Annotated in this window: 21 protein-coding genes; 6 read left to right on the top strand and 15 right to left on the bottom strand. The window is 60.2% G+C overall.

Annotation, left to right across the window (positions count from 1 at the left end; translation table 11 throughout):
• Positions 1 to 181: 181 nt before the first annotated feature.
• The 4 genes from creC to QFX16_RS26780 all read right to left on the bottom strand — a co-directional run bounded on the left by creC (position 182) and on the right by QFX16_RS26780 (position 3514).
• A complete protein-coding gene (creC, locus tag QFX16_RS26765) occupies positions 182 to 1603 on the bottom strand; it encodes a two-component system sensor histidine kinase CreC (protein WP_283181949.1) in 1422 nt (473 codons plus the stop codon).
• Positions 1603 to 2283 carry a two-component system response regulator CreB gene (creB, locus tag QFX16_RS26770; protein ID WP_283181950.1) on the bottom strand — a complete coding sequence of 227 codons (681 nt, stop codon included), beginning with the start codon at positions 2281 to 2283 and terminating at the stop codon, positions 1603 to 1605. The genes creC and creB overlap by 1 nt, the downstream gene beginning before the upstream one ends.
• A gap of 74 nt (positions 2284 to 2357) precedes the next feature.
• A complete protein-coding gene (gene rloA2 / locus QFX16_RS26775) occupies positions 2358 to 2864 on the bottom strand; it encodes a retropepsin-like aspartic peptidase RloA2 (protein ID WP_283181951.1) in 507 nt (168 codons plus the stop codon).
• A gap of 98 nt (positions 2865 to 2962) precedes the next feature.
• Entirely contained in the window at positions 2963 to 3514 is a 552-nt protein-coding gene (locus QFX16_RS26780) for a DUF2780 domain-containing protein (protein ID WP_283181952.1), read from the bottom strand.
• A 215-nt stretch (positions 3515 to 3729) separates the two neighbouring features.
• Between QFX16_RS26780 and QFX16_RS26785 the strand changes: the two genes are divergently transcribed.
• The 3 genes from QFX16_RS26785 to QFX16_RS26795 are packed head-to-tail and all read left to right on the top strand — an operon-like array spanning position 3730 to position 5680.
• A complete protein-coding gene (locus tag QFX16_RS26785) occupies positions 3730 to 4320 on the top strand; it encodes a fasciclin domain-containing protein (RefSeq protein ID WP_283181953.1) in 591 nt (196 codons plus the stop codon).
• A gap of 53 nt (positions 4321 to 4373) precedes the next feature.
• Positions 4374 to 5009 (top strand): sigma-70 family RNA polymerase sigma factor, encoded by a 636-nt coding sequence (locus QFX16_RS26790; protein ID WP_283181954.1) that lies wholly within the window; start codon positions 4374 to 4376, stop codon positions 5007 to 5009.
• A complete protein-coding gene (locus QFX16_RS26795) occupies positions 5006 to 5680 on the top strand; it encodes an anti-sigma factor (protein ID WP_283181955.1) in 675 nt (224 codons plus the stop codon). The genes QFX16_RS26790 and QFX16_RS26795 overlap by 4 nt, the downstream gene beginning before the upstream one ends.
• A 240-nt stretch (positions 5681 to 5920) precedes the next feature.
• On the opposite strand, the gene fdhA is transcribed toward QFX16_RS26795, so the two are convergent.
• The 8 genes from fdhA to QFX16_RS26840 form a co-directional block, all read right to left on the bottom strand.
• Entirely contained in the window at positions 5921 to 7120 is a 1200-nt protein-coding gene (gene fdhA / locus QFX16_RS26800; RefSeq protein ID WP_007947729.1) for a formaldehyde dehydrogenase, glutathione-independent, read from the bottom strand.
• Between the two features lie 208 nt (positions 7121 to 7328).
• Positions 7329 to 8186: a formyltetrahydrofolate deformylase gene (gene purU, locus QFX16_RS26805; RefSeq protein WP_283181956.1), complete on the bottom strand. Its 858-nt coding sequence runs from the start codon at positions 8184 to 8186 to the stop codon at positions 7329 to 7331.
• Positions 8187 to 8413: 227 nt separating this feature from the next.
• Positions 8414 to 9046, bottom strand: a complete 633-nt coding sequence (locus QFX16_RS26810; RefSeq protein ID WP_134420538.1) for a sarcosine oxidase subunit gamma — start codon at positions 9044 to 9046, stop codon at positions 8414 to 8416.
• Between the two features lie 156 nt (positions 9047 to 9202).
• Positions 9203 to 12220 carry a sarcosine oxidase subunit alpha gene (locus QFX16_RS26815; RefSeq protein WP_283181957.1) on the bottom strand — a complete coding sequence of 1006 codons (3018 nt, stop codon included), beginning with the start codon at positions 12218 to 12220 and terminating at the stop codon, positions 9203 to 9205.
• Complete coding sequence (locus QFX16_RS26820; RefSeq protein WP_008147095.1) at positions 12217 to 12546, bottom strand: sarcosine oxidase subunit delta; 330 nt, start codon at positions 12544 to 12546, stop codon at positions 12217 to 12219. The genes QFX16_RS26815 and QFX16_RS26820 overlap by 4 nt, the downstream gene beginning before the upstream one ends.
• 14 nt (positions 12547 to 12560) lie before the next feature.
• A complete protein-coding gene (locus QFX16_RS26825) occupies positions 12561 to 13811 on the bottom strand; it encodes a sarcosine oxidase subunit beta (RefSeq protein ID WP_007947735.1) in 1251 nt (416 codons plus the stop codon).
• A 23-nt stretch (positions 13812 to 13834) separates the two neighbouring features.
• Complete coding sequence (gene glyA / locus QFX16_RS26830; protein WP_283181958.1) at positions 13835 to 15088, bottom strand: serine hydroxymethyltransferase; 1254 nt, start codon at positions 15086 to 15088, stop codon at positions 13835 to 13837.
• 285 nt (positions 15089 to 15373) lie between these two features.
• Complete coding sequence (locus tag QFX16_RS26840; protein WP_283181959.1) at positions 15374 to 16090, bottom strand: TraX family protein; 717 nt, start codon at positions 16088 to 16090, stop codon at positions 15374 to 15376.
• A gap of 131 nt (positions 16091 to 16221) precedes the next feature.
• On the opposite strand from QFX16_RS26840, the gene QFX16_RS26845 reads away from it, so the two are divergent.
• Together QFX16_RS26845 and QFX16_RS26850 are read left to right on the top strand one after the other, a co-directional pair.
• The gene (locus tag QFX16_RS26845) at positions 16222 to 17262 is read left to right on the top strand and encodes a threonine aldolase family protein (protein ID WP_046045314.1); all 1041 of its coding nucleotides are present in this window, start codon (positions 16222 to 16224) and stop codon (positions 17260 to 17262) included.
• 243 nt (positions 17263 to 17505) lie between these two features.
• Complete coding sequence (locus tag QFX16_RS26850) at positions 17506 to 18330, top strand: SDR family oxidoreductase (RefSeq protein WP_283181960.1); 825 nt, start codon at positions 17506 to 17508, stop codon at positions 18328 to 18330.
• Between the two features lie 220 nt (positions 18331 to 18550).
• On the opposite strand, the gene gbcB is transcribed toward QFX16_RS26850, so the two are convergent.
• Entirely contained in the window at positions 18551 to 19651 is a 1101-nt protein-coding gene (gene gbcB, locus QFX16_RS26855) for a glycine betaine monooxygenase reductase subunit (RefSeq protein ID WP_131060653.1), read from the bottom strand.
• 295 nt (positions 19652 to 19946) lie between these two features.
• Between gbcB and gbca the strand changes: the two genes are divergently transcribed.
• Complete coding sequence (gene gbca, locus QFX16_RS26860) at positions 19947 to 21242, top strand: glycine betaine monooxygenase oxygenase subunit (RefSeq protein ID WP_283181961.1); 1296 nt, start codon at positions 19947 to 19949, stop codon at positions 21240 to 21242.
• Positions 21243 to 21947: 705 nt separating this feature from the next.
• On the opposite strand, the gene QFX16_RS26865 is transcribed toward gbca, so the two are convergent.
• Both QFX16_RS26865 and etfB read right to left on the bottom strand, forming a co-directional pair.
• The gene (locus tag QFX16_RS26865) at positions 21948 to 22514 is read right to left on the bottom strand and encodes a GNAT family N-acetyltransferase (protein WP_283181962.1); all 567 of its coding nucleotides are present in this window, start codon (positions 22512 to 22514) and stop codon (positions 21948 to 21950) included.
• A 20-nt stretch (positions 22515 to 22534) separates the two neighbouring features.
• Positions 22535 to 23305: an electron transfer flavoprotein subunit beta gene (gene etfB, locus QFX16_RS26870; RefSeq protein ID WP_283181963.1), complete on the bottom strand. Its 771-nt coding sequence runs from the start codon at positions 23303 to 23305 to the stop codon at positions 22535 to 22537.
• Positions 23306 to 23309 lie beyond the last annotated feature (4 nt).

Below are 23309 nucleotides of genomic sequence, written 5' to 3' on the forward strand. Positions count from 1 at the left end.
CAGCGGGGAGAACCACCCCTCACCCTAGCCCTCTCCCCAAGGGGTAGAGGGGACTGACCGATGTGTTATGTAGAAAATTGGCGACCTGAGATATCAAGTCGAACTCAGGATTTGAAAACCATGGAGATCGGCTCCCTTTCCCCTCTCCCCTCTGGGGAGAGGGTTGGGGTGAGGGGTGGTTCTAAGCAGGTATACGCAATTTGACTTGAACACCGCCGTCAACATTGCCGATGTTCAATGACCCACCATGCAACTTCACCACCTCTTCAACAAAATTCAGCCCCAACCCCGTGCTCTTGCGCCCGCTGTCCGGCCGCGGCAGTGAGTAAAAGCGCTCGCTCAATCGCGGCAGCGCATAGTCGGGAATCGCTTCTGCCTGGTTAAACAGCCTGAACTCAACTTGCTCCCCAATACGCTCGGCACTGAATTGCAACAAACCCTGAGCCGGGGTGAAATCCAAAGCGTTCTCCAGCAGATTGCCCAGCGCCTGACGCAACAGGAACGGTTCACCGGTCAGCACCAGATCCGCGGCAATGGTTTGTTCCACGCGCAACTGCTTGCCTTCGATGCGCGCCGCCTGAGCGCTCAGCAATTCATCCACCAACTTCGCCAGCGGCACCGCCACCCGCTCTTCCAGCCCTTGGCGTTGCTCGACCAGGGCCAGATTCAACAGGCGCTCGATCAACTGCTGCATCCGCGCGCTTTCGCTGTCGATGTTGCTGACAAAACGCTGCTGCTGGGCCAGCGGCATCTCGCCTTGCAGCAACTCTGCCGCACCGCGAATCGCCGCCAGCGGGCTTTTCAGTTCGTGGGTCAAGGTGTGCACGTAACGCTCGACGTAGGCTTTGCCTTCGAGCTGCGTGCGCATCTGCTCCACCGCCGTCGCCAGTAGTTCCAGCTCGCCGCCACGGTAGTGCGGAACCTCGACCCGCCGGCCTTCACTGACTGCCTGAGCGTAAGCAGTCAGCCGTCGCAGCGCAGCGCTCAACCACCACGACAACAACGCGCCGAACAGCAGACCGAGGCCGATCAGCCCGGCGCCCCAGGCAAGCAATCGCCGTTCAGTGCGATCAACGTATGGCTGCAACGAGCTGTTGGGTTTGGCGACGGTAACCACGCCGATAATCTGGCCGTTGTCGCGAATCGGGGCGCCGACGTGCATCACTGAGGAGTTCGGATCGTCCGGATCGCTGCGGCTGGAACGAGCGCCGTATTCGCCCCGCAGGGTCAGTAAAACGTCGTTCCAGCGCGAGTAATCCTGCCCCACTGCCACACCGCTCGAATCCAGCACCACAACGCCCTTGGCATCGGTGACGTAGATCCGGTGGTTGACCTGATTCTTCGGCAATCCCCAGATGTTCGCCTTCGGTTGCCGTTCGCCATATGCCTTGAGCAGCGCGGGCCAGCGGTTCTGGTTCAGGGTGCCGGCCTTGAAGTCGTCGCGCAGGATTTCGGCCATGAGATTGGCGGTGTCGACCAGCGTTTCTTCGGTGGACTGGCGCACGCCGGGACGGATTTCTTCCATCACGGTGTTCAGCACGAAGTAACCGGTCAGGCCGATAAACAGCACATAGACCAGAAAAATCCGAATCCCCAGAGGCATCAGCTACGCCCCGGACTGTAGCTGTAACCGAGGCCGCGATGGGTCTGGATCGGTTCCGCGTCGGCTTCCACCTGGCGTAATTTGGCGCGCACGCTCTTGATGTGGCTGTCGATGCTGCGCTCGTACCCGGCATCGGCGGCGACGCCCAGCGCATCGAGCAATTGCTCGCGACTGAAGACGCGTTCGGGTTGATCCAGCAGGCATTGCAGCAGGCGGAACTCATGGCGGGTCAGGGTTAGAATCTGACCGCGATAGCTGATCTGCACCCGTTCGCTGTGAATGCGAAACAGCGCCGATGACACCTCGGCGGTCGCTCGCGGCGTCATGCGTTTGAGAATCGCCCGGACCCGCGCCGCCACCTCCCTTGGGCTGAACGGCTTGACCACGTAATCGTCGGCACCGATTTCCAGGCCCACGACGCGATCGATTTCGGCATCACGGGCGCTGAGAAAGATCACCGGCACTTCGCTGAAACGCCGCAATTGCTTGCAGGTCTCGAAGCCGCTGATGTCTGGCAGACCAATGTCGAGAATGATCAGATCGGCCGGGGTCTGGCGCTGATGTTCAAGCGCAGCGGCGCCAAGGCAAAGCCAGGTGGTGGTGAAGCCCTCGCCCTGCAAGGCGAAAATCAGGGTGTCGGCAATCGCCGCTTCGTCTTCGACAATCAGGATATGAGGCATGGCGTCCGAGCCCGGGAGTTAAGTGGGCGAACGGTGCCCCAAGGCTCACGTCACGTCAATGAGACCACTTGAAATCAGCAGTCGGGTTTGGCCGCCGTGAAGCGCCGTGCCGGGTTCACCGCCGCGCCGAACTCACGCAAGGCTTTGGCGCCGATCAACAATGGGTAGTTGAAGCTGCTGCGGTCGGTGAGGTTGACCTCCACGGTGCGCTTGACGTTGCCCAGGCACAGTTCCAGATCGACCACCGGACGCTTGGTGGGTTCGACCGCTTCGTTGTCGTCCTCGTCTTCTTCGGAGCGGGTCTTGATCTTGCTGATCCGCGCGACCTTGTGTTCGTAGACCTTGTTGCTCGCGCCTTTGGTGGCGAGGCGGAAACGCACCCACTCGTCACCATCGCGGGTGAAGGTTTCGATGTCTTTGGCCGACAGCGACGCCGTCAGGGCACCGGTGTCCATTTTGGCCTTGAGCACTTCACCGCCGATTTCCGGCAGCGCGATGTATTCGTAGCGCCCGTACAGGGTCGGCTCAGCGGCCAGAACCGGCAGGGCCACGAGGGAAAGCAGTGCAAGGAGGGATTTCACGTATTGGGCTTCCTTGAGAAGTGGACAGCGGGATTTTAGACCGTTGTGGAGTTGATCGTTCCCACAAGGCTAACGATCCCAAGGTGAAACATTCGTCGTCAACTACCGGTGCCGGCGCCCCAGATCCCGCCCAGGTTAGTCAGCAGCGAACCGCCGACACCCTGCTGACCGAAAAATTGCAGAAGCACAGGGGCAAACAGGCCGATCATGCCAGTGTCCATGCCCAATGCGCTGAAGGCACTGTTCAGGTCGTTGATGTTATTCACGTTGCCCAAGGCGTTGTCCAGTCCTGCCGCTGTACCGGACGAGCCAAGCAAGCCGCTGAGAACAGCCAACTCACCACCGCCGGACAGTTTGTCGATCCCCGGTACGCTTTTGGCCAACTCTGAATAGTCGGTCGAACTCAACTGATTCTTGGCCAGCCCGAGCATCGCCCCGGTGCCGCCAATGGCTTGTTGTGGTGTCACATTCAATTGGCTGAGCGCACTCAGCAGACCGGCCGTCTGCGAGGTCGGCGCGGCCGCGGCGGCGTCATCGCCCTGCGTGCCGGAGAGGGCATTGGCCGCATCGAACAGGCTGAACTGAGCAAAGACCGGACTGGCCGCCAGACACATCAGCGAAGTCAGTGCAAAACCACGTGAAATCTTCATTCAGACATCCTCATGTGCCATGAAAACCGCCCGGCAATGGGCGGCGAAAAACCGTGTGTTGGACTGGCATCCCAGGGGAATGTTCCGAGTCTTGGCGAGCCCCCGACGAACAGTCGAAAAATAATTGACCGGCGCTGCATCCAGTCTGGCCCCGCCCGCGTATATCGAGCACGGACAGACATTCCTGGCCGATTCCCTGCACGAGGATCATCACCATGAAACGCACTTCGATCAAAACGCCGTTGATTGCCAGCCTGCTGACGCTGGCCCTTGGCGGCGGATTCGTCCTGAACACCGTGCAAGCGGCAGACACGAGCCACGCGGTCATCGTCGGCGGCCAGAGCATGATGCCGAGCAAAGACATCATCGATAACGCAGTGAACTCCGCCGACCACACCACCCTGGTCGCCGCCGTGAAAGCCGCTGGCCTGGTGGATACCCTCAAGGGCAAAGGACCGTTCACCGTGTTCGCCCCGGTCAACTCGGCCTTCGCTGCGCTGCCGGCCGGGACTGTCGATAGCCTGCTCAAACCCGCCAACAAGGCGACCCTGACTCACATCCTCACCTACCACGTCGTCGCCGGGAAACTCGACATGATGACCCTGGCCGAGAAGATCAAGGCTGGTGGCGGCAAGGCCGAACTGACCACCGTCGCTGGCGGCAAGTTGTGGGCGATGATGAACGGCCCGCACAACATCACCATCAAGGATGAAAAAGGTGACGTCGCCGACATCACCACTTATGACGTGTACCAGTCCAACGGCGTGATTCAGGTCATCGACAAAGTACTGATGCCGAAAAGCTGAAGGATGCCGCCGGCCCTGCGCATCAGGGTCGGCGGTTTCCGAGGTGGCCGCCCGTGAATGGAATAACCGCGCCCCGTGAACTAACCTCTGCCTGCAACCGACACCTCAAGCAGCCCACCTCGATTGCCTGGAGAACTGCCATTCCCATCGCCGACGCCGATCAGCTCAGGCAGCTTCTGGCCCAGTGCTCACTGGGCGACCGCCGCGCTTTCGAGACGCTTTACCGCAGCGTCGGCCCACGGCTGCATGGCGTAGCGCTGCGCTTCATGGGGCGGCCGGATCTGGCTGAAGAAGTGTTGCAGGAAAGCTTCGTGCGCATCTGGAACAACGCCTCGCGCTATGAGGCGCACCTGTCGGCGCCGCTGACCTGGATGATCAACATCACCCGCAATCAGGCCATCGATCAGTTGCGCAAACACCGCGACCGGCCGTTGAGCGACCTTGAAGAACAGGCGCTGGAGGATGAAAGTCCTTCGGCCCACGAACAGCTCAGCAGTGCCCGTGAGGCCCGCGCCTTGAACCGGTGCCTGGAAAGCCTTGAAGGCATGCAGCGTCAATCGATCACCGTCGCTTACTTTCAGGGGTTGTCGTGTTCCGAACTGGCCGAACACCTGGCCGCGCCGCTGGGCTCGGTGAAATCCTGGATCCGCCGCGGTATGGAGCGACTGCGCAGGTGCCTTGAATCATGAACTATCAAACCCCGACCTTGCGCCGCGCCCTCGCCGCCGATTACGCCATTGGTTTGATGCCTTCTGCCGCTCGTCGGCGTTTCGAACAGTTGTTGCTGGAAGACGCGGCGCTTCGTGCTGAATTGGCTCACTGGCAAGAAAGCCTCGCGAGCCTGACCGACACACTGCCCGAGCAGCCGGTACCGGATCGGGTGTGGCAGGGAATTACGGCGCGGATTGAGCCGCAAGTGCTGCATATGCCAGAAAAACGTCGGTTCTGGAGCTGGTTGCGAGTGACGGCTGCGGTTTGCTCGCTGGTGATCGCCGTGACCTTGGGCGTGTTCTACAACCTCGACAATGCACGTTACAGCGCCACACTGCTGACGGCCGACGCGCAGCCTGCGCTGAAGGTTGAAGCGCATAAGGATTACTTGAACGTTGAGCCGCTGACGCTGGCGGCGGTTGATCCGGGGCGCAGCCTGGAGTTGTGGGCGATTCCAGCGGATGGGAAGCCGATTTCCCTTGGTGTGATTCCGGCAGGCGGGAAGGGCCGTGTAGAGCTGAGTGATTTGCAGAAAGCGCTGATTGGCAAACCGATTGCGTTGGCGGTGAGTCTGGAGCCGCAGGGAGGTTCACCGACGGGGCAACCGACGGGGCCGGTGTTGTATCAAGGGGCGTTGGCGGCGTTGTAAACCACCCCTCACCCTAGCCCTCTCCCAGAGGTAGAGGGGACCGACCGAGGTGTTCTTAGAGCTACATCGACCTGAAATTCCTGAGTCGAACTCAGGTTTGAAAAGCATAGAGATCGGCCCCCTTTCCCCCTCTCCCCTATGGGGAGAGGGCTGGGGTGAGGGGTGGCTCTCAGACTCACCAACAATCTTAGCCAAAAAAAACGGCAACCCTGGGGTTGCCGTTTTGTTTTGCGTGAAGCCTTACGCCGCGCTGAACAGTTTGTGCGGATCGATCACAAACTTCTTCGGCACGCCCGCATCGAACTCGCCATAACCACGTGGCGCGTCATCCAGGCTGATCACCTCAACACCAACTATGTCGGCAATGTGGATACGGTCCCACATGATCGCCTGCATCAGCTGGCGGTTGTACTTCATGACTGGCGTCTGACCAGTGTGGAAGCTGTGGGATTTGGCCCAGCCCAGACCAAAGCGGATGCTCAGGCTACCCATCTTCGCGGCTGCGTCGACTGCACCCGGATCTTCAGTCACGTACAGGCCTGGGATACCGATTTTGCCGGCAACCCGAACCACGCCCATCAGCGAGTTGAGCACGGTGGCCGGAGCCTCGTGTTTCACGCCGTCATGGCCGTGACCGCGCGCTTCGAAGCCTACGGCGTCGACGGCACAATCCACTTCAGGCTCGCCCAGCAGCGCAGCGATCTGTTCGTGCAACGGGGTGTCCAGGGACAGGTCGGCGATTTCGAAACCCTGAGCCTTGGCGTGCGCCAAGCGGACGGTGTTGACGTCACCGATGATCACCACTGCCGCGCCCAACAGGCGAGCGGAAGCGGCAGCTGCCAGACCGACCGGACCGGCACCGGCGATGTACACCGTGCTACCTGGGCCAACGCCGGCCGTCACTGCGCCGTGGTAACCGGTCGGCAGGATGTCGGAGAGGCAGGTCAGGTCGCGGATTTTTTCCATCGCGCGATCGCGATCCGGGAGTTTCAGCAGGTTGAAGTCGGCATACGGCACCATCGCGTATTCAGCCTGACCGCCGGTCCAGTCGCCCATGTCGACATAACCGTAAGCACCGCCCGGACGCGCCGGGTTAACGCTGAGGCAGACGCCGGTGTGCATTTCCTTGCAGGAACGGCAGCGCCCGCACGCTACGTTGAACGGTACGGAAACCAGGTCGCCGATCTGCAGGTTCTCGACGTCGCTGCCCTTCTCGATCACTTCACCGGTGATTTCGTGGCCCAGTACGAGGCCGGTTTGAGCGGTGGTACGGCCGCGCACCATGTGCTGGTCGGAACCACAGATGTTGGTGGACACCACACGCAGGATGACAGCGTGGTTAATCTTCCTGCCGCGCGGGTCCTGCATTTTGGGATAGTCGATTTTCTGTATTTCGACTTTGCCGTTGCCGAGATACACCACACCACGATTGCCAGACATGCTTTCACCTCGCTGTTGTTTTTATGTAGCGGTCGCGTCGCCATGGATCGGCGGCGCGTTGATTGCTCGGGTTATTGCTTGTGTGTCTTGTGTTGTCTGTAAGGGCCTCATCGCGAGCAGGCTCGCTCCCACAATGGATCTTTGGTGTGTCCGAGATCTGTGCACTGACACAAATCCCTGTGGGAGCGAGCCTGCTCGCGATGGCGATCTAAAGAACGACCGTGCGATTGGCGTTCAAAAACACTCGTCGCTCGATGTGATAACCAACGGCCCGCGCCAAGGTCAGCCCTTCGATATCCCGCCCTTTGGCGATCAGGTCTTCGGGGTAGTGACTGTGGTCCACGGCCTCTACGCCTTGGGCAATGATCGGGCCTTCGTCCAGGTCGTTGTTGATGTAATGCGCCGTGGCACCCACTAGCTTCACGCCCTTGTTGTAGGCCTGGTGATAAGGCTTGGCGCCCTTGAAACCCGGCAGCAGGGAGTGATGGATGTTGATCGCCTTGCCGTCGAGTTTGCGGCACAGCTCTGGCGACAGGACTTGCATGTAACGGGCAAGGATCACCAGTTCGGCGCCGGACTCTTCGATCACCTGCCAGACCTGACGTTCCTGGGACGGTTTGTCGTTCGGGTCCAGCGGGAAGTGGTAGTACGGAATCTGGTGCCAGTCCGCCAACGGCTTGAGGTCCGGGTGGTTGGAGACCACGGCGGCCACATCCATCGACAATTGACCGATGCGCTGGCGGTAGAGCAAATCGTTGAGGCAGTGATCGGCCTTGGAGACCATGATCACCACTTTTGGTCGATGGTGCGGCGGTGTCAGTTCGAAGATCATGCCGAAGGCTTGGCCGCGTTCTTCGAGGCCAGCGCGGAAGGCTTGTTCGTCAAAGCCGTCGGGCTGGCGGAATTCCACGCGAATGAAGAAACGGCCCGAGAGCCGATCATCGAAGGAATGGTGCTCGGTGACGTAGCAGCCCTGCTCGAACAGAAAGCGGGTCACCGCGTCCACGGTGCCGAGGACGCTTGGGCAGTCGGCGGTCAGAATCCATGTGTCTGGGGCGCGGCTCATAGTGCGGTGACTCCTGTTCTTTGTGCTGGGTGTCAGGGAATTCCACCCCTCACCCTAACCCTCCCGAAACGTCGGACCGCCCCAAAGGGGCGAGGGGACTGAGCGAGGTACTCTTGGAGCTATATCGACCTGAAACATCAAGGTGAACTCAGGTTTTGAAAACGCTAGAGATCGGCTCCCTTTCCCCCTCTCCCCCCTGGGGAGAGGGCTGGGGTGAGGGGTCGATCTCAAGCTTGAACACTAAGCCCATATTCGGCGGCAGCATCCTGCAACCACAACCACCAGTAATCCGAGAAGCTGCGGCGAATCAGCAGTTCCCAGGTGTCTTCGGCGGTATGGCGGATCACCAGTTGCGACTTGGCAAACACCGTGCCGACGGCCTTGCCCACCGGGAAGCTGTTGGGGTGCACGTCGTAGCTGGTGGACTTCATCAGCACCTGGCGCACGTTCGGGCCGCTCAGTTCGAGTAGCTGCTGGCCGCCGCTGACGTTGGTGATCGCAATGTGCAGATCGCCCAGCGCTTCACGCAGCTTTTGCTCGGCGGCGAATTCTTCACCGGTCGGCACGATCAGCAGCCATTCATCCGGCCCCATCCATTGCAGGCTGGTTTCGCCTTTGACGACGACGGTCAGCGCGCCCGGCAATTCGATGCCGAGGGCTTTGTGCACACCGGCAGCGAACGCCGCATCATGGCCATCGCCACGAATGGTCAGGTGGCCGAGGAGTTTTTTCTCGCGCACGATCACGCCGGCGCTTTTGCGACCCTTGCCCACCAGGCTGGCGAGGTCGGCGTGATGCAGCGACGACTCGGCCTTGGCCCCAGTGGTTGGGCGTTGTTGGTAAACATTGGCTGCGGTCATAAAGCACCTGTTCCTGAATTCTGTTGGTTCCGGCCCTTGTGGTGGCAGTGCCGCCGCCTTCGCGAGCAGGCTCGCTCCCACATTTGACCCCGTTCCCCTGTGGGAGCGAGCCTGCTCGCGAAGGCAGTAGCAGGCACCCCACAGGACCCGAGGCCATTAAACGTTCTGGCGATCGCCTTTCGGATCGAAGAACACCGAAGAAACGATTTCCGCCTCGATCACGCTGCCATCGGCCAGCGGTGCGAACACGCGCTCACCGATACGCTTCAAGCCACCCTTCACAACACCCATGGCAAACGAATAGCCGAGGGAGTTGTGCAAGTAACTGGAGGTGACGTGACCGACCATCGTCATCGGGATCGCTTGCTTGGTGTTGAACACCAGTTGCGCACCTTCCGGCAGCCATTTGGTCGGATCAATCGGCTTCAGGCCGACCAACTGTTTGCGTTGATCACGCACGCAGTCTTCGCGGTTCATGCCACGCTGGCCGATCCACGAGAACGGTTTGGTGCGACCGACGCACCAGCCCATGTTCAGGTCATCCGGAGTCATCGACCCGTCAGTGTCCTGCCCGACGATGATGAAGCCCTTCTCGGCCCGCAGCACGTGCATGGTTTCGGTGCCATATGGCGTCAGGTTGTACTGCTTGCCAGCCTCAACAATTTTTTCCAGCACGCCCATCGCATAGTCGGCTTGCACGTTGACTTCGTACGACAGTTCACCGGTAAACGAAATCCGGAACACCCGCGCCGGGACACCGCCGACCAGACCTTCTTTCCAGGTCATGAACGGGAAGGCTTCGTTGGTCAGATCGATGTCGGTGACTTCGCTGAGCAGCTTGCGGCTGTTCGGCCCGGACAGGGTCATGGTTGCCCAGTGATCTGTCACGGACGTGAAGTACACCTTCAGGTCTGGCCATTCGGTCTGGTGGTAGATTTCCAGCCATTGCAGCACGCGTGCAGCGCCGCCGGTGGTGGTGGTCATCACGAAGTGGTTGTCGGCGAGGCAGGCGGTTACGCCGTCGTCGAACACCATGCCGTCTTCTTTGCACATCAGGCCGTAACGGGCCTTGCCCACGTCGAGCTTGGTCCAGGCGTTGGTGTAGATGCGGTTGAGGAACTCCCGCGAATCCGGGCCCTGGATGTCGATTTTGCCCAGGGTCGAAGCGTCCAGCAGGCCGACGCTGTCGCGCACGGCTTTGCATTCGCGCTTCACGGCGGCGTGCAGGCCTTCACCGTTTTTCGGGAAGTACCACGGACGTTTCCACTGACCGACGTCTTCAAACTCTGCGCCGTTCTTCACGTGCCAGTGATGCAGCGCGGTGAAACGCACCGGCTCGAAGATGTGCCCACAGTGACGGCCGGCCACGGCGCCGAAGGTCACCGGCGTGTAGTTCGGGCGGAACATGGTGGTGCCCATCTGCGGGATGGTCACGTTCAGCGAACGGGCGGCGATGGCCAGACCGTTGACATTGCCGAGCTTGCCCTGGTCAGTGCCGAAGCCCAGTGCTGTATAGCGTTTGACGTGCTCGACCGACTCGAAGCCTTCGCGGGTTGCCAGTTCGATGGCGGCGGCGGTGACGTCGTTTTGTAGGTCGACGAATTGCTTCGGCGCACGTGCGGTGTTCTTTTCGTGCGGCACCTGGAACAGCGCCAGTGTTGGCTCTTCCAGACGGCTCAGGGCTTTAGGCAGTACGCCTTCGACCGTTTGGAACCCGGCTTCGGCTGCGGCGCGAGCACCGCCTTCAAAACCATCGGCCAGGGAATCGCCGAGGCCGTAGACGCCGTTGATGCCACCGACGCATACGCGTTTCTGCGGTGCTTCGCCCGGTACGAAACCGAGGATGTCTTCACGCCAGATCGGCTTGCCACCCAAGTGCGACGCCAGGTGAACCACCGGGCTGTAACCGCCGGAGCTGGCAACCAGGTCACAATCGAGCCACTCACCAGGACTGGTCACGGTGTGCGCTTTGACATCGATCGCGGCAACGCGAGCGGCGGTCACATGCTTGCTGCCACGTGTCTCGATCACGGCGCTGCCGGTCAGGATGCGGATGCCTTTGGCGCGCGCTTCTTCAACCAGCGCACCGCGCGGATTGCTGCGGGCATCGGCGATGGCGACGACTTGCAGGCTGGCATCGAGCCAATCCAGAGCAACGCGATAGGCGTGATCGTTGTTGGTCGACAGCACCAGTTTTTTGCCCGGTGCCACGCCGTAACGACGAACGTAAGTCGACACAGCGCCGGCGAGCATGTTGCCCGGCACGTCGTTGTTGCCGTAAACCAGTGGACGCTCGTGAGCGCCGGTCGCCAGCACTACACGCTTGGCGCGAACGCGGTGGATGCGCTGACGCACCTGGCCAATCGGGGCGCGGTCGCCGAGGTGATCGGTCAGGCGCTCGTGAATGGTCAAGAAGTTATGGTCGTGGTAACCGTTGACCGTGGCGCGCGGCAACAGCAGCACGTCCGGGGTGTCTTTCAGTTCGGCGATGACGCTGGCAACCCACTCGCTGGCTGGCTTGCCGTCGAGGCTTTCGCGGGAATCGAGCAGGCTGCCGCCAAACTCTTCCTGCTCATCGGCGAGGATCACACGGGCACCGCTGCGGGCTGCTGCCAAAGCAGCGGCCAGGCCAGCAGGGCCACCGCCGACGATCAGCACGTCGCAGTGCTGGTTCATGTAGTCGTAGGTGTCCGGATCGTTCTCGGTCGGCGAGCGGCCAAGACCGGCAGCCTTACGAATGTACTTCTCGTAAGTCATCCAGAACGATTGCGGGTACATGAAGGTTTTGTAGTAGAAGCCCGGCGGCATCAGCTTGCCGCCGACCTTGCCGAGAATCCCCATCATGTCGTTGTTCACGCTCGGCCAGCCGTTGGTGCTGGTGGCGACCAAACCTTGATACAGCGCTTGTTGCGTGGCGCGTACGTTCGGGATCTGCGTGGCTTCGGTCGCGCCGATTTGCAGCACCGCGTTCGGCTCTTCGGCGCCAGCGGCAAAGATGCCCCGCGGACGGGAATACTTGAAGCTGCGACCGATGATGTCCACGCCGTTAGCCAGCAAGGCCGCGGCCAGGGAATCGCCTTCAAAGCCTTTGTAGGTCTGGCCGTTGAAGGTGAAGTTCAGCACTTTATTGCGGTCGATCCGTCCGCCGTTGGACAGGCGATTGATCTGGCTCATACCTTCTCTCCCAGAGCCGTGGCGGCCGCTTTCGGGCTATCGGTCTTGTCGGTGAACTGCGGTTTGGTGCCGATCTTGTAAGTTTCGAGAATCTCGTAGGTCACGGTGTCACGGGTGGCGTTGAAGTACTGACGGCAACCGGCGACGTGATCCCACAGCTCGTGGTGCAGGCCGCGAGGGTTATCGCGGAAGAACATGTAGTCGCCCCACTCCTCGTCGGTGCAGTTGGTCGGATCCAGTGGACGCGGGATGTGCGCCTGGCCGGATGCGTGGAATTCCTCTTCGGAGCGCAGTTCGCCGCAGTGAGGACAGAAGATATGCAACATGGGGATTTCTCCTGTTAGTGGGCAACCGCAGCAGCGCCGTGTTCGTCGATCAACGCACCGTTGTGGAAACGGTCGATGGAGAAAGGTGCAGCCAATGGGTGCATTTCACCCTTGGCCAGACTCGCGGCAAACACGTTGCCCGAGCCAGGTGTTGCCTTGAAGCCACCGGTGCCCCAACCGCAGTTGAAGAACATGTTCGGGACCGGGGTTTTCGAGATGATCGGGCATGCATCCGGCGTGGTGTCGACGATGCCGCCCCACTGACGGTTCATGCGTACGCGGGACAACACCGGGAACATCTCGACGATGGCTTGAATGGTGTGCTCGATCACCGGGTACGAACCACGCTGGCCGTAGCCGTTGTAGCCGTCGATACCGGCGCCGATCACCAGGTCGCCCTTGTCGGACTGGCTGATGTAACCGTGCACGGCGTTGGACATGATCACGCTGTCGATAATCGGCTTGATCGGCTCGGACACCAGCGCTTGCAGCGGGTGGGATTCGATCGGCAGACGGAAACCGGCGAGTTTGGCCATGTGCCCGGAGTTACCGGCGGTCACTACACCGACGCGTTTGGCGCCGATGAAGCCTTTGTTGGTTTCAACACCGATGCACACGCCGTTTTCCTTGCGGAAGCCGATCACTTCGGTCTGTTGAATCAAGTCCACGCCCAAGGCGTCGGCGGCACGGGCAAAGCCCCAGGCCACGGCATCGTGACGGGCCACGCCGCCGCGACGCTGGACGGTTGCACCCATTACTGGGTAGCGCGTGTTTTTCGAGCAGTCGAGGTACGGAATCTCGTCCGCCACTTGTTTGGCATCGAGCAGTTCGCCGTCCACGCCGTTGAGGCGGTTGGCGCTGACCCGACGCTCTGAATCACGAATGTCCTGCAGGGTGTGGCACAGGTTGTAAACGCCACGCTGGGAGAACATCACGTTGTAGTTCAGGTCCTGAGACAGGCCTTCCCACAATTTCATCGCGTGTTCGTACAGGTGCGCCGACTCGTCCCACAGGTAGTTGGAGCGAACGATGGTGGTGTTGCGCGCGGTGTTACCGCCGCCCAGCCAGCCCTTCTCGACCACGGCCACGTTAGTGATGCCGTGCTCTTTGGCGAGGTAGTAGGCGGTCGCCAGACCATGCCCGCCACCGCCGACGATGACCACGTCATAGACCTTTTTAGGGGTCGGCGTGCGCCACATCTTCTGCCAGTTTTCGTGATGGCTGAGGGAGTGTTTGAAGAGGCCGAAGCCCGAGTAGCGTTGCATAGTCATTTACTCCAAAACCGCGCTCAGCGATAAACCGGGAAGTCCGCGCACAGGGCCGAAACTTGCTGCGCAACATTGGCCTCTACATCGGCGTCGCCGAGGTTGTCGAGGATGTCGCAGATCCAGCCGGCAAGCGTAACGCACTGGGTAACCTTGAAGCCGCGAGTGGTCACCGCCGGGGTGCCGATGCGCAGGCCGGAGGTCACGAACGGCGACTGTGGATCGTTCGGGACAGCGTTCTTGTTCACGGTGATGTGGGCGCGACCGAGTGCTGCATCCGCCTCTTTGCCGGTGAGGCCCTGACGGATCAGGCTGACCAGGAACAGGTGGTTATCGGTACCGCCGGACACTACATCGTAGCCGCGTTTTATAAAGATGCTGGCCATGGCCTGGGCGTTGTCGATCACTTGTTGCTGGTAAGCCTTGAAACCTGGCTCCAAAGCTTCCTTGAAGCACACGGCCTTACCGGCAATCACGTGCATCAGCGGGCCGCCCTGGGCACCCGGGAAGACTGCCGCGTTGAGCTTCTTCTCGATTTCTTCGTTGGACTTGCACAGGATCAGGCCGCCACGTGGACCGCGCAGGGTCTTGTGGGTGGTGGTGGTCACCACGTCGGCGTAAGGCAGCGGATTCGGGTACAGGCCAGCAGCGACCAGACCTGCGACGTGGGCCATGTCGACGAACAGCAGGGCACCGACTTTGTCGGCAATCTGACGGAAGCGCGGGAAGTCGAGGGTCTTGGAATAGGCCGAGAAGCCAGCGACGATCATCTTCGGCTTGCATTCGACGGCCAGCCGCTCGACTTCGTCGTAGTCGATCAGACCGGTTTTGGTGTCGATGCCGTACTGCACGGCGTTGTACAGCTTGCCCGAGGACGACACTTTGGCGCCGTGGGTCAGGTGACCGCCGTGGGCCAGGCTCATGCCCAGAATGGTGTCGCCAGGCTGGATCAGGGCCAGATACACGGCGCTGTTGGCCGAAGAGCCGGAGTGCGGCTGCACGTTGGCGTAGTCGGCACCGAACAGCTGCTTGGCGCGTTCGATGGCCAGCGCTTCAACCTTGTCGACGTGCTCGCAGCCGCCGTAGTAGCGCTTGCCCGGATAGCCTTCGGCGTATTTGTTGGTCAGGCCACTGCCTTGCGCTTCCATGACGCGTTTGCTGGTGTAGTTCTCTGACGCGATCAGCTCGATGTGATCTTCCTGGCGTTGCTCCTCGGCATTCATCGCCGCCAGCAGTGCATCGTCGTAACCCTGGATCTGGTCTTGCTTGCTGAACATCGCGTCTCTCCCAGCGGCGGCGGTGCGCCATTCGTCTCGGTGAGGCACTGGTATTTCGACAGTGCCCTTTGAATGCGATGGTATGACCGGCGCAGACAGGCCAAATGCCTACGGACGCCACGCAAAGGTGCGTTTACGACATGAACCGAAATGGCTGACGGAACACTGTCCTTGAAGTAGCCAGGATCCCCTGTGGGAGCGGGCTTGCTCGCGAATGCGGTGTGTCATCCACCACTGATGCTGACTGACCTGACGCATTCGCGAGCAAGCCCGCTCCCACGGGGGTTAGGCGATTGTCTGTCGCACTGCGAGCAACAACAGAAAATGCAGCGGATACAACGCATACGCCCAACGGCGCATCGGCGGCGGCTTGAGACGCCCGGCATGTCGCAACAAGACCAGCCCCAGCAATGGCGCGATCAGACAAGCGGCGATGCCGAGGATGGCTTCAACATTGTGAAACCGCGCGGAGGAATACAGCACTGGCCACTGATTGGCTGCCAGACAGACTAATCCCGGCAACAGGCTGAAGTACCAGGAACGCTTGATCACCAGCAACATCGCCAGTGGCAACAACACACCGAAGAAGCCGAACATCAGCCGTTCCGGGAACAGCGCCGCCAGCAGCAAGGCGCCTGCCGCCAACAGTCGCGTTTGCAGAGTTCGATCCTGCCAGCCACGGGCCACCAGCAATCCCAGCGCCAATGTGGGCAGCACGTTCAAGGTGACGGGATCAGGAATGTACATCCGGTAGGGAATTTCGCTGATGGCGCTAAACAGCAGCAACCAGCCCAGATACCGCCACTGACCATCGGTCGTCACGGCGCGTGCCCGCGCCAGGTTTGCGGCCATCGCCAAACAGAACCACGGAAAGGCCAGCCTGCCCGGAACATACAGAATATCGACGGAATAACCGATATATCGCAGGTGATCGAGCACCATGCTCAACAGCGCCAGCCACTTGAGCAGGTCCAGTGCCCCATCCCTTTGCGTCATGTGCATAATTGCCCGGCGTCTTTGTATTTTTCTGACAGCATCATCGCGTGTGCTCTCCTGACGATCTTGGGTAAAGTGCGCACCATCATTGACCACGAAGCTCTTCACCATAAGAGCCTCGACCACGGAAGCCGGCCATGACCGATAAGAGCCAACAATTCGCCAGCGACAACTATTCCGGTATCTGCCCTGAAGCCTGGGCCGCCATGGAACAGGCCAACCACGGCCACCAACGCGCCTATGGCGACGACGAGTGGACCGCACGCGCGTCCGACGATTTCCGCAAACTGTTCGAAACCGACTGCGAAGTATTCTTCGCTTTCAACGGCACCGCGGCCAACTCCCTGGCCCTGTCGTCGCTGTGCCAGAGTTACCACAGCGTGATCTGTTCGGAAACCGCCCACGTCGAAACCGACGAATGCGGCGCACCGGAATTCTTTTCCAACGGTTCCAAGCTGCTCATCGCCCGCACTGAAAACGGCAAGCTGACCCCGGAATCGATCCGCGAAATCGCGCTCAAGCGCCAGGACATCCACTACCCGAAACCGCGCGTCGTGACCCTGACTCAGGCCACCGAAGTCGGCAGCGTCTACACCCCGGAAGAAATCCGCGCCATCAGCGCCACCTGCAAAGAGCTCGGCCTGAACCTGCACATGGACGGCGCGCGCTTCTCCAACGCCTGCGCTTTCCTTGGCTGCTCGCCGGCCGACCTGACCTGGAAGGCCGGCGTCGACGTGTTGTGCTTCGGCGGCACGAAAAACGGCATGGCGGTGGGGGAAGCGATTCTGTTTTTCAACCACAAACTGGCCGAAGACTTCGATTACCGCTGCAAACAGGCCGGGCAACTGGCCTCGAAGATGCGTTTCCTGTCGGCGCCGTGGGTCGGGATTCTGGAAAACGACGCCTGGCTCAAATACGCCCGCCACGCCAACCACTGCGCCCAACTGTTGGCTGAACTGGTGAGCGATATTCCTGGCGTGGAACTGATGTTCCCGGTGCAGGCCAACGGCGTGTTCCTGCAACTCTCGGAACCGGCCATCGCTGCACTGACGGCCAAGGGCTGGCGCTTCTACACCTTCATCGGCAACGGCGGCGCACGCTTCATGTGCTCGTGGGATACCGAAGAAGAACGCGTACGGGAATTGGCGGCGGATATTCGCGAAGTCATGTCCCGCTGATCACAACCCGATCCCCTGTGGCGAGGGGATTTATCCCCGTTGGGTCGCAAAGCGGCCCCAAAACCATTCAACGTGATCTGTCAGACAGATTGAAATTGCAGGTTTTACGACGGCTTCGCCGCCGAACGGGGATGAATCCCCTCGCCACAAGGTTCACGTCCACCCCACCCTCCTGCGTTTGCTCCATCGTCTACATTGTTTGTCGAGCCCTCCGTTCAGACAATAATAATCAGGAGCATACGCATGTCACTGAAAGGCAAAACCCTGTTCATCACCGGCGCCAGCCGTGGGATTGGTCGTGAGATCGCGCTGCGGGCTGCGCGGGACGGGGCCAACATTGTGATTGCTGCCAAAAGCGCCGAGCCGCACCCCAAGTTGCCGGGCACGATTTTCAGCGTGGCGAAGGAAGTCGAAGCCGCGGGCGGAAAGGCGCTGGCCTTGCAGGTGGATGTGCGTGATGAAGTCGCGGTGCGTGAGGCACTGGCCCAGGCCCATGAACATTTCGGCGCCATTGATGCACTGATCAACAACGCCGGGGCAATCAAGTTGACCGGAGTCCAGCACATCGAACTCAAGCGCTTCGACCTGATGCACCAGATCAACACCCGCGCCGTACTCCTGTGCAGCCAGGCCGCCCTGCCCTATCTGAAGAAAAGCGGCGGACATATCCTGAGCATTTCCCCGCCACTGAATCTGGCGAGCAAATGGTTTGCCCAGTACAGCCCCTACACGGTGACCAAATACGGCATGAGCATGCTGACATTGGGCATGAGCGAGGAATTCAAAAACTACGGCATCAGCGTCAATTCGTTGTGGCCGCAAACCATGATCGCCACTGCCGCCATTGAATTTCAGTTGGGGTCACGGGAGTCGTTCAAGCATGCGCGTACGCCCGCGATCATGGCGGATGCCGCCCATGTGATTCTGAGCAGCAGCGGTCGCAGCATTACTGGGCGATTGCTGATTGATGAGGAAATTCTGGGTGAACACGGGGTGACGGATTTTGAACAGTATCGGTTCGCGCCTGACACCACCGACCCGCTGATGCCGGACCTGTTTGTCGACTGAGTGGTTTAGGGTGTCAGTAAGATCCGCCCCTCACCCTAACCCTCTCCCAAAGGGCGAGGGGACTGACCGAGGCGCTCATTCGAGTTACATCGACCTGAAATATCGAGTCGAACTCAGGTTTGAAAAGCTTGAAGATCTGCCCCCTTTCCCCCTCTCCCCACTGGGGAGAGGGCTGGGGTGAGGGGTGGATCTTGAAGTTAATTAACCTTCCAGCCTCACATCAAAACTCGATGCGCACATCACCCTTCGGCACGCTGCAGCACGAAAGAATGAACCCTTCCGCTTCGTCTTCCTCGGTGATCCCGCCGTTGTGGTCCATCTCGACCTCGCCACCCAGCTTCATCACCTTGCACGTCCCGCAGATCCCCATCCCACACGCCTTCGGAATCAACAGCCCCAACTTGGCAGCCGCCGCATGCACGGTTTCCCCCGGCGCCACACGAATGCTTTTCCCGGACGCGGTGAATTCCACCTGGTGCAGGTCCGCTACGTCGATGTCCGGTGCGTCTGCGGCGATTTCGGCTTGTTCCACCGCATCGGCACGGGCTTCCGGTGGTGTAGCACCGAACGATTCCTCGTGATAACGCGACATGTCGAAGCCAACCGCTTCCAGCATGCGCTTGACCGCAGTCATATACGGCGTCGGGCCACAGCAGAAAACTTCGCGCTCAAGGAAGTCCGGTGCCATCAGCTCCAGCATCTTGTGGTTCAGGTAACCGCGATAACCGGCCCACGGCTCACCCAGACCATGCTTCTCGCAGATCAGGTGCAGGCTGAAGTTATCGATCCGCGACGCCATGTGTTCCAGCTCGCGGTGGTAAATGATGTCTTTGGGCGAACGGGCGCTGTGGATAAACACCATGTCGACGTTGCCGTTGGTGTCGTAGAACCAGCGAGCCATCGACATGACTGGCGTTATACCGACGCCACCGCTGAGGTACAGCACCTTCGGCGCGGTGAAGTCCATGGCGTTGAACAACCCGACCGGCCCGTGCACCGCCAGCTCCTGGCCTTCATGCAGGGTGTCGTGCAGCCAGTTGGAGACCTTGCCGCCCGGTACGCGCTTGATGGTCACCGAAAAGCTGTAGGGCACCGACGGCGAGCTGGAAATGGTGTAGGAGCGCATGATCGGCACGCCTTCGATTTCCAGCTCCAGGGTGACGAATTGCCCCGGCTTGAAGAAGAACAGGATTGGCTGGTCGGCCATAAAGCAGAAGGTGCGCACGTCCCAGGTTTCCTGGATGACTTTGACGCAACGGACGATGTGTCGACCATTGGCCCAGGTCTGGGTGGTTACCGGATTCAGGAAGCTGTTGGACATGCTGTTCTCCACCGCCGAAGGTCGGCCTTATGTTGGCGATTCTGCGTAACGTGCGAACCACCCATTTACCTATCTGCGACATTCACATACTTATCGCGACCAGCCCACATCTACCGGGGGTTGCGCGTCGGGAACAGAGTGGGCCATGTCGCTCGTGGATAAGGTTCTGGCGAGCGCCGGCCCCACACTCGCCCCATACCAATACACAATCTTTACACCTTGCGTAGCACCCTGAGCAGCACACCTGATTAGCCACTTTCGCCGGCCACACAGAATGGCCTTGAGGATCAAATCGATGGACGTCACCGCAAAAATCAGCCTGGGCGATCCGCTGGAACCCGCACGCAAGGCCACCGCGCAGATGCTGCAAGAGCGCGAGCGCACTTTCTCGCTGCCGCAACCGTTTTACTCTGACGAGCGGCTGTTTGATATCGACATGCAGGAGATCTTCCAGAAAGAGTGGTTGATCGCCGGCATGACCTGCGAAATCCCGACCAAGGGCAACTACCTGACCCTGCAAGTCGGCAAGAACCCGATCATCGTGATTCGCGGCGCCGACGGCGTGGTCCATGCGTTCCACAACGTCTGCCGTCACCGCGGTTCGCGGCTGTGCACCAGTGAAAAAGGCAAAGTCGCCAAACTGGTCTGCCACTACCACCAATGGACGTATGAGCTGGACGGTCGCCTGCTGTTCGCCGGCACCGAAATGGGCGCCGACTTCGACATGAAGGAGTACGGCCTCAAACCGGTGAACGTGAAGACTGCCGGCGGCTACATCTTCATCAGCCTGTCGGAAAACCCGCCGGCCATTGATGACTTCCTGTCGACGCTGAACCATTACATGGAACCGTACGACATGGAGAACACCAAGGTGGCGATCCAGACCACCTTGTTCGAAAAAGCCAACTGGAAACTGGTGCTGGAAAACAACCGCGAGTGCTACCACTGCAACGCATCGCACCCGGAACTGCTGAAATCCCTGCTGGAATGGGACGACGTTACCGACCCGCGCGCCGACCAGGCTTTCAAGGACCACGTTGCCGCCTCCGCTGCCGCCTGGGAAGCCGAGAAGATTCCGTACGCCCACGCCAGCTTCGGCCTGCGTAACCGCATCGTGCGCATGCCGCTGCTCAAGGGCACCGTGTCGATGACCCTGGACGGCAAACAGGGCTGCGCCAAACTCATGGGCCGGATCAAAAACCCGGACCTGGGCTCGATGCGCATCCTGCACCTGCCGCACTCCTGGAACCACTGCATGGGCGACCACATCATCGTGTTCACCGTGTGGCCGATCAGCGCGCAGGAAACCATGGTCACCACCAAGTGGATCGTCCACAAGGACGCCATCGAAGGCGTGGACTACGACGTGGAGCGCATGCGCCAGGTCTGGGATGCGACCAACGACCAGGACCGTCGCCTGGCCGAAGAGAACCAGCGCGGCATCAACTCCACGGCTTACCAGCCAGGCCCTTACTCCAAGACCTATGAGTTTGGCGTGGTGAACTTCGTGGACTGGTACAGCGAGCGTTTGCTGAACAATCTGGGCGCGGAACCTGCGCCTTACCTCAAAGGGGTTCCGGTTCAAGGCTGACCGATCCGCTGAGACAAAAAACCGCGAACATGCTTCGCGGTTTTTTATTGTTCAAATGTCGATCAATCGCTTTAGAGCTGCCGCTGGTATGGGGCTGTAGAGGTTCGCGAACAAGTTATCCACACCTTCGCCCACAGCAAATGGGGACAAGTGCGGATTTACGGAAAACTTTCTCCACAGAAACTGAAGAAAATCCGTGACTTATCCAGAAGCAGGGTTTTTAGCAGCGATTGGTTGCTTTTTGATCGAAAGCTTGTAAGGCACGTTATACGTGGCTTGCAGAGGATGGCGAACACCTTATCCACAGAAGCGCCAACAGACTTTGGGGGCAACTTGGGCCGATCTGTGGAAAACCGTTGGAAGCCGCGATAAATCGGGGTTTGCGCGAAGTTTCCCGGCCTAAAATGACGATTTGATCGTTTTTTGATCAGCAGCCTGATAAGCCCGTTTTATATGGCCTGTAGAGGACAGCGAACATCTTATCCACAGATGCGCTAACAGAGATTGGGGGCAAGTATTGGTTCGCGTACAAAGTTATCCTCTGAAAAAAGCGTGAAAAAACCGCAAGTTAGGCTGGTTGTTTTTTGTACGAAGGGTTGCAGGGCTTGATTTGTATGGGGTGTGGCGAGCGGCGAACATGTTATCCACAGAAGCGCTAACAGGGATTGTGGGTAACCCATCACCCTGTGGGATTGGGTTCGTGCCTTAAGGCCGATACATCAAATAGGCCTCACCCGTGACCCGAATCATTGGATGCGGTGTGATCTGGCAGGTATCGACGATACGAAAGCCATGCCGCTCATAAAACCGACGGGCGCCGGTATTCACCGCGTAGTCGATCAGGCTCAAGCCATTGAGCCCCAGCTGGTTGGCACGGTCGTAAGCGTAGGCGAGGAATTGCTTGCCCAAGCCCTGGTTTCGCCAGCCTTCATGGAGCGCCAGGCTGGATATATAGAGGGTGTCGGGGATTTCCATCCTGGCGTACGGCGCCAGAACCGGATCGGTCACTGGAGGTGCCAGCGGATCGTGACGCATCACGTAGCTGTGCATCATGCCAATGACGTTTCCCTGTGCCTCGGCAATGAGGCAGTTCTGCCAGGAAAAATCCACGTCTTCACGGGCATACCGACTGGCGCCCACGTCCAGTAAATCCTGACCGGGTTGCGCCAGTTGGCTCCAGATGTAGTCCGCAGCACCTTCTGACGAAATCTGGAACAAGCGAGCAATCTCCCGCGCATCCGCGCGCAGGGCCGAACGAAATTCAACTGCCATTTACCGCCCCCACAGGATCGCTAGCGGACCACGCCTTCTTCGATCAGTAACTTGAGAATTGCCTCAGCCCCCGCCTCGGCACTCAACCCTTTAAGCACTTGTCCGCCTCCACCGCTGGCCTTGGCCGTCGCGGCTTTCATCCGGTCCGCGCCGCTCTTGGCCTTGATCACCTTCAAGCGTTTAGGCCGTGGCTTGGCCGGTTGCAGGGTGGCGACCGCCAGCAGTTCATCGTCGATCACTTCGACTTCATCCGCCTGCAACACCCCGCGTCGGGCGGGGCCGTAGGCGCTCTGCCGAGGCTTCGGCGCGGCGTTATCCACAGTCGCGAGAAACGGCAGCCGTACTTTCAGGCGACGGCGCTGACCGCGCGGCAAAGCTTGCAGCACCAGCGCCGAACTGCCGTCGATGGATTCAACTTGAGCCAGCCCCACGACCAGCGGCCAGCCCAGGCTTTCCGCCAGCAGGAACGGCAACATGCCCGAGCCTTCGCCGGTTTCCGCCTGGCTACCGGTCAGCACGACCTGAGCCCCGGCGTCACGCAAATACGCGGTCAATGCCGGCAGTGCGTCGGCGCCTTCCGGCTGCTCAAGCACGTGCAGCTGTTCCAGGCCCATGCCCAGATAAGCGCGCAACGCCGGTTCCGCAACGTCGCCGGCATGCAGCACTTGCAGGTTATCCCCAGCGAGTTGCAGGCCCAGCTCCACCGCCCGCGCATCCTGCTCCGCGCGACGTGGCCGGCCGGAGGTCGGATGGGCGCCGATGGACACCAGGCTGATGATTTTCGTGCTCATAACC

This window comes from Pseudomonas svalbardensis (assembly GCF_030053115.1).
In the GTDB taxonomy this organism is placed as follows: domain Bacteria; phylum Pseudomonadota; class Gammaproteobacteria; order Pseudomonadales; family Pseudomonadaceae; genus Aquipseudomonas; species Aquipseudomonas svalbardensis.

Excerpts from the sequence above, each read along its gene's own strand:
- QFX16_RS26865 (WP_283181962.1), bottom strand. The coding sequence starts at position 22,514 with ATGGCAGTTGAATTTCGTTCGGCCCTGCGCGCGGATGCGCGGGAGATT.
- creB (WP_283181950.1), bottom strand. The coding sequence starts at position 2,283 with ATGCCTCATATCCTGATTGTCGAAGACGAAGCGGCGATTGCCGACACC.
- QFX16_RS26845 (WP_046045314.1), top strand. The coding sequence starts at position 16,222 with ATGACCGATAAGAGCCAACAATTCGCCAGCGACAACTATTCCGGTATC.
- QFX16_RS26795 (WP_283181955.1), top strand. The coding sequence starts at position 5,006 with ATGAACTATCAAACCCCGACCTTGCGCCGCGCCCTCGCCGCCGATTAC.
- QFX16_RS26785 (WP_283181953.1), top strand. The coding sequence starts at position 3,730 with ATGAAACGCACTTCGATCAAAACGCCGTTGATTGCCAGCCTGCTGACG.
- gbcB (WP_131060653.1), bottom strand. The coding sequence starts at position 19,651 with ATGTCCAACAGCTTCCTGAATCCGGTAACCACCCAGACCTGGGCCAAT.
- QFX16_RS26825 (WP_007947735.1), bottom strand. The coding sequence starts at position 13,811 with ATGCAACGCTACTCGGGCTTCGGCCTCTTCAAACACTCCCTCAGCCAT.
- QFX16_RS26810 (WP_134420538.1), bottom strand. The coding sequence starts at position 9,046 with ATGACCGCAGCCAATGTTTACCAACAACGCCCAACCACTGGGGCCAAG.
- QFX16_RS26820 (WP_008147095.1), bottom strand. The coding sequence starts at position 12,546 with ATGTTGCATATCTTCTGTCCTCACTGCGGCGAACTGCGCTCCGAAGAG.
- QFX16_RS26815 (WP_283181957.1), bottom strand. The coding sequence starts at position 12,220 with ATGAGCCAGATCAATCGCCTGTCCAACGGCGGACGGATCGACCGCAAT.
- fdhA (WP_007947729.1), bottom strand. The coding sequence starts at position 7,120 with ATGTCTGGCAATCGTGGTGTGGTGTATCTCGGCAACGGCAAAGTCGAA.
- etfB (WP_283181963.1), bottom strand. The coding sequence starts at position 23,305 with ATGAGCACGAAAATCATCAGCCTGGTGTCCATCGGCGCCCATCCGACC.
- gbca (WP_283181961.1), top strand. The coding sequence starts at position 19,947 with ATGGACGTCACCGCAAAAATCAGCCTGGGCGATCCGCTGGAACCCGCA.
- purU (WP_283181956.1), bottom strand. The coding sequence starts at position 8,186 with ATGAGCCGCGCCCCAGACACATGGATTCTGACCGCCGACTGCCCAAGC.
- QFX16_RS26780 (WP_283181952.1), bottom strand. The coding sequence starts at position 3,514 with ATGAAGATTTCACGTGGTTTTGCACTGACTTCGCTGATGTGTCTGGCG.
- QFX16_RS26850 (WP_283181960.1), top strand. The coding sequence starts at position 17,506 with ATGTCACTGAAAGGCAAAACCCTGTTCATCACCGGCGCCAGCCGTGGG.
- creC (WP_283181949.1), bottom strand. The coding sequence starts at position 1,603 with ATGCCTCTGGGGATTCGGATTTTTCTGGTCTATGTGCTGTTTATCGGC.
- glyA (WP_283181958.1), bottom strand. The coding sequence starts at position 15,088 with ATGTTCAGCAAGCAAGACCAGATCCAGGGTTACGACGATGCACTGCTG.
- QFX16_RS26840 (WP_283181959.1), bottom strand. The coding sequence starts at position 16,090 with ATGCACATGACGCAAAGGGATGGGGCACTGGACCTGCTCAAGTGGCTG.